The sequence below is a fragment of the Amycolatopsis sp. NPDC059021 genome, assembly GCF_042739895.1.
GTDB lineage: Bacteria > Actinomycetota > Actinomycetes > Mycobacteriales > Pseudonocardiaceae > Amycolatopsis.
In genome coordinates, this window is the sequence record NZ_JBHYIQ010000114.1 from 14,894 (window position 1) to 30,029 (window position 15,136).

Annotated in this window: 14 protein-coding genes; 13 read left to right on the forward strand and 1 reads right to left on the reverse strand. The window is 71.1% G+C overall.

What is annotated here, in order from left to right; all coding sequences use genetic code 11:
* Nucleotides 1-143: 143 nt before the first annotated feature.
* Entirely contained in the window at nt 144-1,703 is a 1,560-nt protein-coding gene (locus tag ACFWX1_RS41125; RefSeq protein WP_378395309.1) for a helix-turn-helix domain-containing protein, read from the reverse strand.
* Nucleotides 1,704-1,894: 191 nt separating this feature from the next.
* Here ACFWX1_RS41125 and uraD point away from each other — a divergent pair, with 191 nt between their 5' ends.
* From uraD to ACFWX1_RS41190, 13 genes are all read left to right on the forward strand, one after another.
* Nucleotides 1,895-2,407: a 2-oxo-4-hydroxy-4-carboxy-5-ureidoimidazoline decarboxylase gene (uraD, locus tag ACFWX1_RS41130; protein ID WP_378395310.1), complete on the forward strand. Its 513-nt coding sequence runs from the start codon at nt 1,895-1,897 to the stop codon at nt 2,405-2,407.
* Nucleotides 2,404-2,718 carry a hydroxyisourate hydrolase gene (gene uraH / locus ACFWX1_RS41135; protein WP_378395311.1) on the forward strand — a complete coding sequence of 105 codons (315 nt, stop codon included), beginning with the start codon at nt 2,404-2,406 and terminating at the stop codon, nt 2,716-2,718. The genes uraD and uraH overlap by 4 nt, the downstream gene beginning before the upstream one ends.
* Nucleotides 2,719-2,768: 50 nt before the next feature.
* Complete coding sequence (gene pucL, locus ACFWX1_RS41140; RefSeq protein ID WP_378395312.1) at nt 2,769-3,644, forward strand: factor-independent urate hydroxylase; 876 nt, start codon at nt 2,769-2,771, stop codon at nt 3,642-3,644.
* 14 nt (nt 3,645-3,658) lie between these two features.
* The gene (locus ACFWX1_RS41145; protein ID WP_378395313.1) at nt 3,659-4,528 is read left to right on the forward strand and encodes an FAD binding domain-containing protein; all 870 of its coding nucleotides are present in this window, start codon (nt 3,659-3,661) and stop codon (nt 4,526-4,528) included.
* Complete coding sequence (locus ACFWX1_RS41150) at nt 4,519-5,001, forward strand: (2Fe-2S)-binding protein (protein WP_378395314.1); 483 nt, start codon at nt 4,519-4,521, stop codon at nt 4,999-5,001. The genes ACFWX1_RS41145 and ACFWX1_RS41150 overlap by 10 nt, the downstream gene beginning before the upstream one ends.
* Nucleotides 4,998-7,298, forward strand: a complete 2,301-nt coding sequence (gene pucD, locus ACFWX1_RS41155) for a xanthine dehydrogenase subunit D (RefSeq protein ID WP_378395315.1) — start codon at nt 4,998-5,000, stop codon at nt 7,296-7,298. Before ACFWX1_RS41150 ends, pucD begins: the two co-directional genes overlap by 4 nt.
* Nucleotides 7,299-7,317: 19 nt before the next feature.
* Nucleotides 7,318-7,800 carry a nucleoside deaminase gene (locus tag ACFWX1_RS41160; RefSeq protein WP_378395316.1) on the forward strand — a complete coding sequence of 161 codons (483 nt, stop codon included), beginning with the start codon at nt 7,318-7,320 and terminating at the stop codon, nt 7,798-7,800.
* Between the two features lie 142 nt (nt 7,801-7,942).
* Nucleotides 7,943-9,388, forward strand: coding sequence for an NCS2 family permease (locus tag ACFWX1_RS41165; protein ID WP_378395317.1), 1,446 nt, complete (start codon nt 7,943-7,945; stop codon nt 9,386-9,388).
* A gap of 10 nt (nt 9,389-9,398) precedes the next feature.
* The gene (locus tag ACFWX1_RS41170; protein ID WP_378395318.1) at nt 9,399-9,785 is read left to right on the forward strand and encodes a gamma-glutamylcyclotransferase; all 387 of its coding nucleotides are present in this window, start codon (nt 9,399-9,401) and stop codon (nt 9,783-9,785) included.
* Nucleotides 9,782-10,903 carry a glycerate kinase gene (locus ACFWX1_RS41175; RefSeq protein WP_378395319.1) on the forward strand — a complete coding sequence of 374 codons (1,122 nt, stop codon included), beginning with the start codon at nt 9,782-9,784 and terminating at the stop codon, nt 10,901-10,903. Before ACFWX1_RS41170 ends, ACFWX1_RS41175 begins: the two co-directional genes overlap by 4 nt.
* Nucleotides 10,900-12,216 (forward strand): allantoinase AllB, encoded by a 1,317-nt coding sequence (gene allB, locus ACFWX1_RS41180; protein ID WP_378395320.1) that lies wholly within the window; start codon nt 10,900-10,902, stop codon nt 12,214-12,216. The genes ACFWX1_RS41175 and allB overlap by 4 nt, the downstream gene beginning before the upstream one ends.
* On the forward strand, nt 12,213-13,349 hold the full coding sequence (gene alc / locus ACFWX1_RS41185) for an allantoicase (protein ID WP_378395321.1): 1,137 nt from the start codon (nt 12,213-12,215) through the stop codon (nt 13,347-13,349). Before allB ends, alc begins: the two co-directional genes overlap by 4 nt.
* Nucleotides 13,350-13,551: 202 nt before the next feature.
* Nucleotides 13,552-14,697: an IS30 family transposase gene (locus ACFWX1_RS41190; protein WP_378395322.1), complete on the forward strand. Its 1,146-nt coding sequence runs from the start codon at nt 13,552-13,554 to the stop codon at nt 14,695-14,697.
* Nucleotides 14,698-15,136 lie beyond the last annotated feature (439 nt).

Below are 15,136 nucleotides of genomic sequence, written 5' to 3' on the forward strand. Positions count from 1 at the left end.
TCGTCCCGAACGGAGCGTTCGGGACGGGCGCCGCCGCCGTGGAAGTCCAGCCGTCACCTTGAGCGCCATGAGATGTCCCGAACGCTCCGTTCGAGACGTCGAACGTCCGCTACGCGTCGTTCGCGACGGGCGCCGCCGCGGCCTCACTCCTGGTCGAGTGCCAGGTAGAGGTCGACCCGGTCCGGGAACGACGCGAGATCCCGGCCGGTCAGCTCGGCGATCCGGCTGATCCGGTAGCGCAGGGTGTTGACGTGGACGTGCAGGGCTGCCGACGTCTGCGTCCAGGATCCCGAGTTCCGCAGGAACACCCGGAGGGTGTGGACCAGCTCGGACTTGTGCGCGGCGTCGTAGGCCAGCACCGGCCCGAGCACCCGCGACCGGAACGACCGCCGCAGCTCGTCCGGGACCGCGGCGAGCAGCAGCAGGTGCGAGGCGACGTCGTCGCCCGCTACCACGGTGGCCCGGCCGGGCGCCAGCTCGGCGAGTTTGCGGGCGTGCCGCGCCTCGTGCACGGCCGACCGCAGGCCGGCGGCGTCGAGTGGCCGGCTCGCGCCGACCGCCAGCCGCGCCGAGCCGAGCGCGGGTTCGAGCGTCCGCACGGCTTCCTTCATCTCGGCGACCAGCGCGTCCACCGCGTCCAGCCCCGCGCCGGGCGAAATCCGGGCCACGCCGAGGGTTTCGCCGTCGACCTCGCCGATGATCGCGCGGTCCCCCAGCGGGGCGAGCAGCTCCGCGAGGAGCACCGCGGCGAGGCCGGGGCCGCCACCGTCCAGGCTCACCGACACCGCGCACACCGGATCGGCGGGCGTGAGATCGGCCTCCGGCAGGCGCGAGGCGACCTCGGCCGCGGTCGTGTTTTCCGCCAGCGCCAACCGGAGCAGCGGCTCGGCCGCCCGGTCCTCCGCCCGCTTCGCCTCGTCCAGCCGGGTGCGTTCGAGACCGGCCAGCGTGGCCAGTTCCGCGGCCAGCTCGCGGTCGGCCGCCTCATGGTCTCCGTCGAGCACGAGGAACCAGCTGACCACACGATGCCCCGCCCGCGCGGCCGCGGACAGCAGGGTCACCGGGCCCGCGTCCGTCTCGACGACCTTCGGCAGCCGGTCCGCGCGCAGGAACCGCTCGGCCAGCAGCGCCCGGCGGTCCGCGGCGAGCGTGTCCGCCGGTCCGGCGATCAGGCGTCCGGTGGCGCTCAGCACCCAGCAGTCCGCGCCCAGTTCGGTCGCGCCCGCGGCGATCAGGTTGGCGATGCCCCCGCCGTCCGCGACGGCCGCCACCAGCCGCCGGTACTGGTCGAGGAACCGGCCCGCCCCCGGTGTGCGCTCGGCGCGTTCGGCCGCCAGCCAGAGGATGGCCTGCTCGCTGATGGTGGCGAACGAGACGTTCACCGGGACTTCGATCAGCGGCACGCGATGACGGCGGCAGGCCGCCACCATGTGGTCCGGCACCGGACCACCACCCCATTGGGCGGTTCCCGCGCCGAGTGCCGCGACGTCGGCCTCCGCGAGCGCGGCGACGAACGCCTCCGACTCGGTTGGGTTGTTCCACCACTCCATGCCGCTGAGCACCAGCTCCCCGCCGGTGAGATAACGCCGGGGATCACGCAGCGTCGCGGTGAAGACACGCTCGAAACTCCGCTCGAGCTGGTCTTCTCCGACCAGCAGCGTGAGCCCGAGCTGCTCGGCCGCCAACAGGGCACTCAGTCGCACCGTGCCTCCCGGGTGTGTGTCCGTCTTTGGAGGAAAGCACGAAAACCACGTCCCCGCGCCCCCGTTCTTTCGGTGCATCCGCCGCTGGCCAGCGGCGGAACACCCAGTGTGTACTGCTTCACAGCCCGGAAAGCGAGCGCTCGGGCACAGCGAGGCGCGACGAGGCGACGAGCGGGAGGCCACGATACGACATGAGGGAATCTTCACGGAGCGTGCTCGCCCCCTTCCACGCCCTCCCCGGCGCCGCGGCCGAGCGCGAACTGCTCGCCTGCTGCGCGTCGCCGGTCTGGGCGGCGGCGGTCGCGGCGGGCCGCCCCTACGACGACGTCGACGCGGTCCTGCGTGCTTCGGACATGGAACTGGCCGTCCTCGGCTGGGACGAGATCGAGAAAGCGCTGTCCGCCCATCCGCGGATCGGCGAGCGGGCCGAGGGCCAGGGCCGCGAGGCGGCGTGGTCCCGTCGTGAACAGTCCGCCGCCGCGACGGCGGACGCCACCGTCCTCGCGGAACTGGCCGAGGCGAACGCCGAGTACGAGCGCGTCTTCGACCGGGTGTTCCTGATCTGCGCGAGCGGGCTGTCCGCGGCCGAGATCCTGGCGAACCTCAATGCCCGCCTCGGCAATGACGAACAGGCCGAACGCGCCGTGGTCCGCGAGGAACTGCGCAAGATCGTCCGGCTGCGACTGGAGAGGTGGCTGTCTTGAGCCTGTCGACCCACGTCCTGGACGCCGCGAAGGGCCGCCCCGCGACCGGGCTCGCCGTCCGGCTCGACCGTCACGACGACACGGGCTGGACGACGATCGCCGAGGAGCGGACGGACGCCGACGGCCGGATCACCGGCTGGTCCCCCGGTCCCGGCACGCACCGGCTCGTCTTCGACACCGGCGCCTACCTCGGCCCCGGCGCGTTCTACCCCGAAGTCACGGTGGCCTTCCGGATCGGCGATCCCGGCGAGCACTACCACGTCCCCCTGCTGCTGAGCCCGTACGCGTACTCGACCTACCGGGGCAGTTGAGCACCGTCCACTTCAGACATCCAGTTCGGACCACGAGGAGCACAGAGAAGATGGCGATCGTTCTCGGCGGGAACCGGTACGGCAAGGCCGAAGTCCGACTCGTCCGCATCGACCGCGACGGCGAGGAGCACCGGATCACCGACCTCAACGTCAGCGTCGCGCTGTCCGGCGACATGGCCGACACGCACCTGAGCGGCGCGAACGACAAGGTGCTGGCCACCGACACGCAGAAGAACACCGTGTTCGCCTTCGCCCGCGACGGCATCGGGTCCATCGAGGACTTCGCGCTGCGGCTGGCCCGGCACTTCGTCGATTCGCAGGAGAGCATCCACTTCGCACGGGTCGCCATCGAGCAGTACTCGTGGTCGCGGCTGGCGGTCGACGGCGAACCGGCCCGGCATTCGTTCTCCCGCTCGGGCGACGGCACCCGCACCACCGTGGTCAGCTACGACGGCGAGCGGTCGTGGGCGCTGTCCGGGATCACCGACCTGACCGTGCTCAACTCCACCGACTCCGAGTTCTGGGGTTTCCCGCGCGATCAGTACACCACGTTGCCGGAGACCAAGGACCGCATCCTCGCCACCGCCGTGAACGCGACCTGGCGGCATGCCACGACCGACGACGTCGACTGGGAAGCGAGCTACCGCGACGCGCGCCAGAACCTGCTGGAGGCGTTCGCTGCGACCTACAGTTTCTCGCTGCAGCAAACGCTGTACGCCATGGGCGAGCGGGTCCTCCAGCACGTTCCGGGAATCGCCGAGGTCCGGCTGAGCCTGCCGAACAAGCACCACTTCCTGACCGACCTCACCCCGTTCGGCCTGGACAACCCCGGCGAGGTGTTCTACGCGGCTGATCGCCCGTACGGGCTCATCGAAGGCACCGTGCTGCGCGACGACGCGCCGCCCGCGGGTCCGGCCTGGGACTGAGAAAGGCGTCCACAATGGACTTTCTACGACCCCGCACGCTCGCCGAAGCGCTGGCACTCAAAGCGGAACACCCCGACGCGGTCCCCATCGCGGGCGGCACGGACGTCATGGTGGAACTCAACTTCGACCATCGCCGTCCCACCGCCCTGCTCGATCTGAACCGGGTCGCCGAACTGCACGAGCACGGCCGCCAGGATGGCCGGATCCGGATCGGCGCCGCGGTGCCCTACGCCCGGATCATCGCCGAACTGGGCACGGAACTGCCCGGACTGGCGATGGCCGCGCGCACCGTCGGCTCACCGCAGATCCGCAACCGGGGCAGTGTCGGCGGCAACCTCGGCGCCGCGTCCCCGGCGGGCGACAGCCACCCCGCCCTGCTCGCCGCGGGCGCCGACGTCGAAATCGCCTCGGCGAAAGGCACCCGGATCGTGGCGGCGAAGGACTTCTACCTCGGGGTGAAGCGGAACGTGCTCGAACCGGACGAGCTGATCACCGCCGTCCACCTCGCGCCGGCCGAAGGGCCGCAACAGTTCAGCAAGGTCGGGACCCGCAACGCGATGGTGATCGCGGTCTGCGCCTTCGGCCTTGCCCTGCATCCCGCACAGCGGCGCGTCGGCACCGGGCTCGGTTCCGCCGCTCCGACGCCCCGCGCGGCAACCGCCGCCGAGGAGTTCCTCGCCGGAGAACTGGACTGGGATTCTCCCCAGCCGTTGAAGGACTCGGTGCTGCGCCGGTTCGGCGCGCTGGTCGCCGAGGCCGCGTCGCCGATCGACGACGTCCGGGGCAGCGCCGCCTATCGCAGGCACGCGCTGTCCGTGCTGGCCCGCCGCACCCTCGGCTGGGCCTGGTCCGACTACACCCGAGGAGGACGGGCATGCGCGTGAACCTTACCGTCAACGGCGAGAAACGCGAGGCCGACGACGTCTGGGAAGGGGAAAGCCTGCTCTACGTACTGCGGGAGCGGCTGGGGCTCCCCGGCTCAAAGAACGCTTGCGAGCAGGGCGAATGCGGCTCGTGCACGGTCTACCTCGACGGCGTCCCCGCGTGCTCCTGCCTGGTCGCGGCCGGCCAGGCAGAAGGCCGCGAGGTACGCACGGTCGAAGGGCTGGCCGACGACGACCGGCTCGACCCGGTCCAGGAGTCCTTTGCGGAGACCGGTGCCGTCCAATGTGGATTCTGCACGCCGGGCCTGCTGGTCGCCGCGCACGACCTCCTCGAACGGAACGCCGAGCCGAGCGACCCGGAGATCCGGGAAGCGCTCGCCGGGAACCTGTGCCGCTGCACCGGCTACGAGAAGATCCTGGCGGCGGTCCGGCTCGCCGCCACCCGCCGCCGGGACAAGGAGGGGGTCCGATGAACGCGCCCGCCCGTTCCCCGCAGAACCTGGCCGACACCATCTCCGGCGGAGTCGGCGACAGTCCACTGAGGCCGGACGGCACGCTCAAGGTCCGCGGCGAGTTCGCCTACGCCTCCGACTTGTGGCACGAGAACATGCTGTGGGGCGCCACCCTGCGCAGCCCGTATCCGCACGCGCGCATCCTCGCCGTGGACGTCTCGGCGGCGCTGGCCGCGCCCGGTGTGCACGCCGTGCTCACCCACGAGGACGTCCCCGGTGAGAACGTCTACGGCCTGAAACACCAGGACACCCCGGTGCTCGCCGAAGATCTCGTGCGGTACCAAGGAGAACCGGTCGCGCTGATCGCCGCCGACCACCCGGAGATCGCGCGGCAGGCGCTCAAGAAGATCCGGGTGGACTACGACGTACTGGAGCCGATCACCGACCCGGAACGCGCCGCGCACGATGACTCGCTGCCGAAGCTGCACCCGGGCGGCAACCTCGTGCGCTACCAGCGCATCGTCAAGGGCGACCCGGAAGCGAAAGCGGACGTGGTGGTCTCCGGGGTGTACGAGATCGGCATGCAGGACCAGGCTTTCCTCGGCCCCGAAGCGGGACTCGCCGTGCCGGACGAGGACGGCGGCGTCGACCTCTACCTCGCGACGCAATGGCTGCACGTCGACCAGAAGCAGACCGCGCACGCGCTCGGGCTGCCGCCGGAGAAGGTGCGGCTGACGCTGTCCGGCGTCGGCGGCGCGTTCGGCGGCCGGGAGGACCTGAGCATGCAGGTCCATTCGTGCATGCTGGCGCTGCGGACCGGCCGTCCGGTGAAGATGTCGTACAACCGCGAGGAATCCTTCTTCGGGCACGTGCACCGCCACCCCGCCCGGATGTACTACGAGCACGGCGCGACTCGCGACGGCGAACTGGTCTACGTCCGGGCGAGGCTGTATTTCGACGGTGGTGCCTACGCCTCCAAGACCCCGGTCGTGGTCGGCAACGGCACGACGTTGAGCGTCGGCCCGTACAACGTGCCCAACGCGCACATCGAGGGCTGGGGCGTCTACAGCAACAATCCGACCTGCGGGGCGATGCGCGGGCTCGGCGCGGTCCAGCCGACCTACGCCTACGAGTCCCAAATGGACAAACTGGCCGCCGCGCTCGGCATGGACCCGGCCGAACTGCGCGTCCGCAACGCGATGAGCGAGGGATCGACGACGGTCACCGGCCAGGTGGTCGACTTCCCCGCGCCCGTCGCCGAACTCGTCCAGCGGGTCCGGGATCTGCCGCTGCCGCCGGAAAACACCGACGCCGACATCCTGCAACTGCCCGGCGGCGCGGCCAACACCACGCACGGCGAGGGAGTCGTGCGTGGTGTCGGCTACGGCGTGACCATCAAGAACATCTCCTACGCCGAAGGGCTCGACGATTACTCGACGGCCCGGGTGCGGCTGGAGGTGATCGGCGGCGAGCCGGTCGCGCTGGTGCACACCGCGGCAGCCGAGGTCGGCCAGGGCCTGGTCACCGTGCAGCAGCAGATCGCGCGCACCGAACTCGGTGTCCAGCGGGTCACCCTGCACCCGCACGACACGAGCGTCGGCGACGCCGGGTCCAGTTCGGCGTCCCGGCAGACCTACATCACCGGCGGCGCGGTGCGGAACGCGTGTCTCGCGGTGGCCGAGCAGGTCTACGCGCTGGCCGCGCGCCGCCTCGGCGTGTCCCCGGAGGGGCTGAGCCTCAGCGGCGGGAAGCTGACCGACGCGGACGGCGTCGTGCTGGCGGACCTCGCGGAGGTGCTCGGGGACGAGGTCGTCGAGGAGACCCGGGAATACCACCACCGCAAGACCTACCCGCTCGATCCCGAAACCGGCCAGGGCAACGCCCACGTCCAGTACGGCTTCTCCGCACACCGCGCCGTCGTCGACGTGGACACCGAGCTCGGCCTGGTCAAGGTCGTCCAGCTGGACTGCGCGCAGGACGTCGGCAAGGCGGTGAACCCGGACGCCGTACTCGGGCAGATCCACGGCGGATCGGCGCAGGGCCTCGGCCTCGCGGTCATGGAGGAGATCCAGGTCACCGGCGGAATGGTGCGCAACCCGTCGTTCACCGACTACCTCATCCCGACCATCCTCGACATGCCGCCGATGACCGTGGACGTGCTGGAACGTCCCGATCCCCACGCGCCCTACGGCGTCCGGGGCGTCGGCGAGCCACCGACCATCTCCGCTACCCCGGCGATCGCGAACGCGATCCGCGCGGCCACCGGCCTCGCGCTCCCGCGCGTCCCGATCAAACCCGAGCACATCACCGGCATCTGAACCCGATCCTGGAGTATCCATGCTCGTGCACACCGACCTCGAAACCGGCTGGCTCGCCGAAACGATCCGGCTGGCCACCGAGAACGTCGCGAACGGCGGCGGCCCCTTCGGCGCGCTGATCGCCCGCGACCACGAGATCGTCGCGACCGGCATCAACCGTGTCACGGCGAACCTCGACCCGACCGCGCACGCCGAGGTGACCGCGATCCGCGCGGCCTGCCAGGAACTCGGAACGTTCAAACTGGACGGTTGCGTGCTCGTTTCGAGCTGCGAGCCCTGCCCGATGTGCCTCAGCTCGGCGTTGTGGGCCAGGATCGACCGCGTCATCTACGCGGGCGACCGCCACGACGCGGCCAAGGCCGGTTTCGACGACCGCGCCTTCTACGAGCTCTTCGACAAGCCGAGGGACAGCTGGGACGTACCCGTCGCCAGGCTGTCCACAGTAGACGGATTCGTTCCCTTCGCGGCCTGGCTGGACAACACCGCACGCGTCGAATACTGAGCCGAAAACCCACCGGAAATCGCCAGAACCTGGCCGAAACCGGTGCTGACCGGAGCACCAGAAAAACCCAAACGTCCCGCTCACCGACGCCCCGTGCCATGCGGGGCGCGGCGAAGCACGCCCACCGGCAAGGGAAGGACGCATGACCCGGACCCAGCCCGAGGCCCGCCTCGGCGTACCCGCCACCCCACCCCGCCTCTCCCCGCTCGAACGCCTCTTCGCGATCCGCGGCCGCGGATCCTCTGTCGGCCGCGAAATCCGCGGCGGTGTCACCACCTTCGTCGCGATGGCCTACATCGTGCTGCTCAACCCGCTCATCCTCGGCGCGTCGGCCGACATCACCGGCGCGCGGCTGACCTCGTCGCAGATCACCACCGCCACCGCGCTCGCCGCCGCGGTGATGACCGTCCTCATGGGACTGATCGGCAACGCCCCGCTCGCGCTGGCGGCGGGGCTGGGCATCAACGGCATCGTGGCCTTCCAGATGGCGCCGGCGATGACCTGGGCGCAGGCGTTCGGGCTGGTCGTGCTCGAAGGCGTCTGCATCGTGCTGATGGCCGCGAGCGGGATCCGCCAGCGGATCATGGACGCGATCCCGAAGGCGCTGAAGACCGCCATCACCGTCGGCGTCGGCCTCTACCTCGCGCTGGTCGGCCTGGTCAGCGCCGGTTTCGTGACCCGGACGCCGGACGCGGCGCACACCACCGTGCCGGTCCGGCTCGGGCTGAACGGGCATCTGTCCGGCTGGCCGATCGTGGTGTTCTGCTTCGGGCTGCTGCTGATGACCGTGCTGACCGCGCGGAAGGTGCCCGGCGCGGTACTGATCAGCATCGGCGCGGCCACCGTGCTCGCGATCGTGCTCAGCCAGGGCTTCGGAATCGCCGGCTGGGGACTGGTGGAGCCGAGGGTGCCCGACCGGCTGCTCGCGGCGCCGGACTTCGGGCTGTTCGGACACGTCGACCTGTTCGGCGGCTTCGTCTCGGCCGGGCCGATCGCGGCGACGGTGTTCCTGTTCACGCTGGTGCTTTCCGGCTTCTTCGACGCGATGGGCACGATCACCAGCGTCTCCGACGAGGCCGGGCTGTCCCGCGACGGGAAGGTGCCGCGGATGGGCCGGATCCTGCTCGTCGACGGCGCCGGTGCGGTCATGGGCGGAGTCAGCGGCGCCTCCCCCAACACCGTGTTCCTCGAATCGGCGGCCGGGGTCGGCGATGGCGCGCGGACCGGGCTGGCGAGCGTGGTCACCGGGGCGCTGTTCGCCGCCACCCTGCTGTTCACCCCGCTGGCCGACGTCGTCCCGGCACAGGCCGCGGCGCCCGCGCTCGTGGTGATCGGCGCGATGATGCTGGCCCAGTGCCGCAACATCCCTTGGCACGACGCGGATTACGTGATCCCGGTATTCCTGACGGTCGCGGTCATCCCGTTCACCTACTCGATCACCAACGGCGTCGGGGCCGGGCTCATCGCGTTCGTGCTGATCAAGACCTGCAAGGGCCGGTGGCGCGAGGCGGGCTGGCTGCTGACCGTGCTCGCGCTGATCTTCGGTGTCTACTTCGGTGTCACCGGTATCGAAGCTCTCTTCAAGTAAGGAGCGAGAAATGGCCTTGATGTTCCTCAACGGCGGAGCCATGCGGGGTGAGCCGCTGCATCACCTCATCGGCGACGCCCCGCTCGTCACGGCAACAAAAACCGCGCCGAAGTACCGCTTCTACTCCGTCGGCGACGCCTGCCCCGCGCTCTATCCGGTATCGCACGGTGGAGCCGCGGTGTCCGGCGAGGTGTACGACCTGCCGATGGACGTCCTGCGGGACCGTGTCCTGCCGAGCGAGCCCCACGAGCTGGAACTCGGCGTAGTCGAACTCGCCGACGGCAGTTCGGCCTTCGCGATGCTGCTGCGCCGTCCGTACACCTCGCACGTCCAGCTCACCGACATCACCGAGATCGGCGACTGGCGCGCCTACCGGGCCGGCACGAAGAAACCGTGAGCGGGTCCCATGTCCTGGTGGCGCCGGACAAGTTCAAGGGCTCACTGACCGCCACCGAGGTCGCCGACGCCGTCGCGGCAGGCATCGGTTCCGTCGTCCCCGGCGTCCCGGTGCGCACGTTGCCGGTGGCCGACGGGGGCGACGGGACCGTGGCCGCGGCGGTCGCCGCCGGTTTCCGCCGCGTCGACGTACCCGCGCGGGGACCGACCGGGCAGCGGATCACCGCCTCCTTCGCGCTGTCGGGCGACACCGCGGTGGTGGAGCTGGCGGAGGCGTCCGGTCTGCATCGGCTTCCCGGCGACGTGCCCGCGCCGTTGACCGCGTCCAGCGCGGGTACCGGGGATCTGATCGCCGCGGCGATCAGATCCGGTGCCCGCAGGATCGTGCTCGGCGTGGGCGGCAGCGCCTGCACCGACGGCGGAGCGGGCCTGCTGACCGCGCTCGGCGCCCGGCTGCTCGACTCCTCCGGTGCCGAGCTTTCCCCTGGCGGCGCCGCGTTGCGTGAGCTGCACCGCCTCGAACTGTCCGATCTGGACCCCGCACTGTCCGAAGTGGATATCGAGCTGGCGAGCGACGTCGACAACCCGCTGCTCGGCCCGCACGGCGCCGCCGCGGTCTACGGACCACAGAAAGGAGCGGGCCCGGCCGCGATCCGGGTACTGGAGGACGGGCTGCGGCGCTGGGCCGAGGTCGCCGGCCCGGCGGACGCGGCGCGCCCCGGCGCGGGCGCGGCGGGCGGTGTCGGATTCGCCGCGCTCGCCGTGTTGCACGCGCGGAGGCGGCCCGGGATCGAGCTGCTCACCGAACTGCTCGGATTCGACGACGCCTTGCGTGACGCCCGGCTCGTCGTCACCGGTGAAGGCTCGCTCGACGAGCAGACCCTGCGCGGCAAGGCGCCCGCGGGAGTCGCGGCGAAGGCACGGAAGGCGGCCGTTCCGGTGGTCGCGGTCGCGGGCCGCTGCTTGCTCACCCCTGCCGCGCTACGGGACTCGGGCTTCGAGGCCGCGTACGCGCTGACCGACGCCGAGCCGGACCCGGCTCGTTGTATCGCCGCTGCCGGACCGCTGCTGACCAGGGTGTCCGCGCGGCTGGCCGAAGACTGGCTGAGGAGCCCATGACCGACCTCGTACTGCGTTCGGACCAGGTCCACACCCCCGGCGGCCCTCGCCCGGCGGCCATCTGCGTCCACAACGGACGGATCACCGCCGTACTCGACCGGGATTCCACTGTGGACGCAGCGCGGGACGTCGATCTCGGCGGCCTCGCCCTGCTTCCCGGGCTGGTGGACACCCACGTGCACGTCAACGAGCCCGGCCGCACCGAATGGGAGGGTTTCGCCACCGCGACGGCGGCCGCGGCGGCGGGCGGGGTCACCACGATCCTCGACATGCCGCTGAACAGCCTGCCGCCCACGGTGACGGTGGACGCGCTGGCGGTCAAACGCGCGGCGGCGGCCGGGCAGTGCGTGGTGGACGTCGGCTTCTGGGGCGGAGCGATCCCCGGCAATCTCGATGACCTCGCCGGGGTGCACGAGGCGGGTGTCTTCGGCTTCAAATGCTTCCTCTCCCCGTCCGGAGTGGACGAATTCCCGCCGCTGGACTGGGCGGGACTCGACGCCGCGCTGGCCGAACTGTCCAAGATGGACGCGCTGCTGATCGTGCACGCCGAGGACGCGGGCGAACTGGACGCGGCCCCACCGGCGGGCGAGTCCTACCCGGATTTCCTCGCCTCGCGCCCGGAATCGGCCGAACAGCGAGCCATCGACGGCTTGATCGACCGCGCGACGCGGTATTCCGCGCGGGCACACATCCTGCACCTGTCCTCGGCCGCCGCGCTCGGCCGGATCGCCGTCGCCCGCGCGGCCGGGGTGCGGATCACCGCCGAGACCTGCCCGCACTACCTGACGCTGGCCGCCGAACGGATCCCGGACGGAGCGACGGAGTTCAAATGCTGCCCGCCGATCAGGGACGAGGTCAACCGGGACCGGCTGTGGCGAGGACTGACCGACGGCGTCCTCGACTGCGTGGTCAGCGATCATTCGCCCTCGACGCCCGAACTGAAGCGAGGCGGGTTCGGCGCGGCGTGGGGCGGGGTTTCCTCGCTGCAGCTGGGGCTGCCCGCGGTCTGGACCGAGGCGCGGCGCCGCGGGCTCCCGCTTTCCGCCGTCGTGCGCTGGATGTCCACCGCGCCCGCGGACTTCGCGGGACTGTCCGGCAAGGGACGGATCGCCCCCGGCCGCGACGCGGACCTCGTCGCCTTCGCCCCCGACGAGGAATTCACCGTCGACGCCGGCGGGTTGCGGCACCGGCACCCGATCACACCGTACGCCGGAGCGCGGCTGCACGGTGTCGTCCACCGGACCTGGCTGCGCGGCCGGGAGATCGACGGCGAGCCCACCGGAGTTCTGTTGTCCCGAGAGAGGAACACATGATCACCGAACCGACCACCCTGCCCGACCTCGCGTCCCGGCCGCACGGCGGCACCGTCCTGGCCGCCAGCGACGAGTTCTTCGCCGACAAGGAAAACCTCATCAAGGCCGAGGCCCCGGTCTTCCGGCCGCACACCTTCACCCCGAAGGGCCAGGAGTACGACGGCTGGGAGACTCGCAGGCGCTTCGGCAGGACCGGCGGGCACGACTGGGTGCTGCTCCGGCTCGGCGCCCCCGGCGTCGTGCGCGCGATCGACGTGGACACCTCGTTCTTCCTCGGCAACTACCCGGAACGCTGCCGCGTCGAGGCGACCGGCGTCGAGGGCTACCCCGGCGTCGAAGAGCTGGAGGCCGCCGAGTGGTTCGAACTGCTGCCGGAGAGCCCACTCGCGGGCGGCACGCACAACGTGTTCACAGTGGACAGTGCGCGGCGGGTCACGCACCTCCGGCTGCACATCCTTCCGGACGGCGGAATCGCGCGGCTGCGGGTGCACGGCGAGGTCGTCCCCGACCCCCGCGACCTGTCCGGGCTGCCGTTCGACCTCGCGGCGACCCTGAACGGCGGCACCGTGCTCCGGTGCAGCGACAGCTTCTTCTCGCCACCCGCCAACATGCTCCAGCCCGGCGAGTCCCGGTTCATGGCCGACGGCTGGGAGACCGCCCGCCGCCGCGACGACGGGCACGACTGGGCGGTGCTGGCGCTGGCCTGCGCGGCGACTCCGCTGGTCGCGGAGGTGACCACCACGCACTACCTCGGCAACGCGCCGGATCGCATCTCTCTGTCCGGTGTGGACAGTGAGACCGCGTCGCCGGACGACGACGCGGCGTGGTTCCCGCTGTTGCCGGAGACGAAGCTCCAGCCGGACACCACCCACCGGTTCCGGCTCGCCGCCGGCCGTCCGGTCACGCATGTCCGGATCGACAGTCACCCGGACGGCGGCATCGGCCGGTTCCGCCTCTACGGCGAGCCGACCGCCCAGGCGGTCCACGACCTGACGGCCCGCTGGCTGAACCACCTCCCCCTGCCCCAGGCCGTCGAGGCGCTGACCGCGGCAGGGCTGCCCGGGGAGAAGCTCGCGGCCGGACTCCCCCGCGCCGACGTCTCCGACCTGCTCGGCCCCCTCCTCGGCAAGTAGCGAGGACCGGGGTCCGGCCGGGCGCGGTCATGCGCCCCAATGTGGCGTTGGTTGCGTCCAGCGCACCGAACGCGTTCGGGACATGCCCGCCGCGCGCCGGGCCCCGTCGATGTCCCCAAGGGCCCCTTCAGGACGTTGAACGTCCTCAATGGCCCTCGGGTTCATGGGGTGGTTGCAACACCGGTTGTGGTCGGAGGTTGTGATGACGAATGTGGTGTTGCCGCGGGGTGTGCGGGTGTGTTTTTGGGAGTTGGTGCGGGCGGGGGTGGCGGCCAAGCCTGCGGCGCGGGTGGTGGGTGTGTCGCATGAGACGGGGAGGCGGTGGTTCGCCGATGCTGGTGGGGTGATCGGTAACGCGCCCCGCCCGTTGGGGACACGGTATTTGTCGGTGGCGGAGCGGGAGGAGATCTCGCTGGGTCTGGCGCGGGGTGAGTCGATGCGGGTGATCGCGGACCGGTTGGGGCGGACGCCGTCGACGGTGAGCCGGGAGATCAGTCGTAACGGTGGCCGGGACGGGTATCGGGCGCATCGGGCCGAGGTGGCGGCGCGGGTGCGGGCGCGGCGGCCGAAGACGGCGAAGCTGGCCGGTAATCTCGGGTTGCGGGAGTGGGTGCAGGCGCGGTTGCTGGATCGGTGGTCGCCGGAGCAGATCGCTGCGATGCTGCCGGTGGAGTTTCCTGACCGGTCGGAGATGCGGGTGTCGCACGAGACGATCTACCAGTCGCTCTATGTGCAGGGCCGGGGCGCGCTGCGCCGGGAACTGGCCGCATGTTTGCGGACAGGGCGGGCGTTGCGCCGCCCGCGGCGCCAGGCCGGCGCGCGCCGGTCGCGGATCCCCGGCATCGTCGAGATCAGCCAACGTCCCGCCGAGGCCGAGGATCGGGCGGTGCCCGGGCATTGGGAAGGCGACCTGATCCTGGGCAAGGCCAACGGCTCGGCGATCGGGACGCTGGTGGAACGCACCAGCCGGTTCTGCATCCTGCTGCCCCTGCCCGACGGGCACGACGCCGTGGCCGTGCGGGACGCGATGATCACCGCGATCCAGACTCTGCCCGAGGCGTTGAAACGGTCGCTGACCTGGGATCGGGGCACCGAGATGGCCCGGCACGCCGAGATCACCCTGGCCACCGAGATGGCGATCTTCTTCGCCGACCCGCACTCGCCCTGGCAACGCGGCAGCAACGAGAACACCAACGGCCTGCTGCGCCAGTACTTCCCCAAAGGCACCGACCTGTCGGTCCACACCGCCGAGGACCTCACCGCCGTCGCCAACCAGCTCAACGACCGCCCCCGCAAAACCCTGGACTGGTTCAGCCCCAAGCAAAAACTCAACATGATACTGTCCTAAGTAGAGCATGTTGCAACGATCGCATGAATCCGCCGCCCCTTCAGGACACGAGGGCCCCGGCCACTGCACGTCTCGAACGGCGCGTTCAGGACATGCGGGGCGGCGGGCGTCCCTCGGTGCGGTGAACGCACCCAGGGCGTCCCTCGGATCGCGGGCGGCTCGAGGATGTCGCGAACGACGCGATGGGGACGCTGAACGTCCCGAACGGCGCGTCCAGGACATGGGACCCGGCGCTGGAGCGTCGCGAATGGGACATCGACGGCGTTCAACGTCTCCAATGGGCCATTCGCGACCCCGTTGACCAGCGCGAGAGGTCACACCAGCCGTCGTCCGGACCGCTACTGAGAAGACCTCAATGGGGCGTGCGGTGGGGGGGTCGCACCGCCAGCCGCAAATGGGGGGGGGGTACGAACCCGAGCACCATTTTTGGGGGAAAGAT

Bases quoted from the DNA above. Each gene is read 5' to 3' on its own strand.
- ACFWX1_RS41170 (WP_378395318.1), top strand. From the start codon at position 9,399: ATGGCCTTGATGTTCCTCAACGGCGGAGCCATGCGGGGTGAGCCGCTG.
- allB (WP_378395320.1), top strand. From the start codon at position 10,900: ATGACCGACCTCGTACTGCGTTCGGACCAGGTCCACACCCCCGGCGGC.
- ACFWX1_RS41150 (WP_378395314.1), top strand. From the start codon at position 4,519: ATGCGCGTGAACCTTACCGTCAACGGCGAGAAACGCGAGGCCGACGAC.
- ACFWX1_RS41165 (WP_378395317.1), top strand. From the start codon at position 7,943: ATGACCCGGACCCAGCCCGAGGCCCGCCTCGGCGTACCCGCCACCCCA.
- uraD (WP_378395310.1), top strand. From the start codon at position 1,895: ATGAGGGAATCTTCACGGAGCGTGCTCGCCCCCTTCCACGCCCTCCCC.
- pucD (WP_378395315.1), top strand. From the start codon at position 4,998: ATGAACGCGCCCGCCCGTTCCCCGCAGAACCTGGCCGACACCATCTCC.
- ACFWX1_RS41160 (WP_378395316.1), top strand. From the start codon at position 7,318: ATGCTCGTGCACACCGACCTCGAAACCGGCTGGCTCGCCGAAACGATC.
- alc (WP_378395321.1), top strand. From the start codon at position 12,213: ATGATCACCGAACCGACCACCCTGCCCGACCTCGCGTCCCGGCCGCAC.
- ACFWX1_RS41145 (WP_378395313.1), top strand. From the start codon at position 3,659: ATGGACTTTCTACGACCCCGCACGCTCGCCGAAGCGCTGGCACTCAAA.
- pucL (WP_378395312.1), top strand. From the start codon at position 2,769: ATGGCGATCGTTCTCGGCGGGAACCGGTACGGCAAGGCCGAAGTCCGA.
- ACFWX1_RS41190 (WP_378395322.1), top strand. From the start codon at position 13,552: ATGACGAATGTGGTGTTGCCGCGGGGTGTGCGGGTGTGTTTTTGGGAG.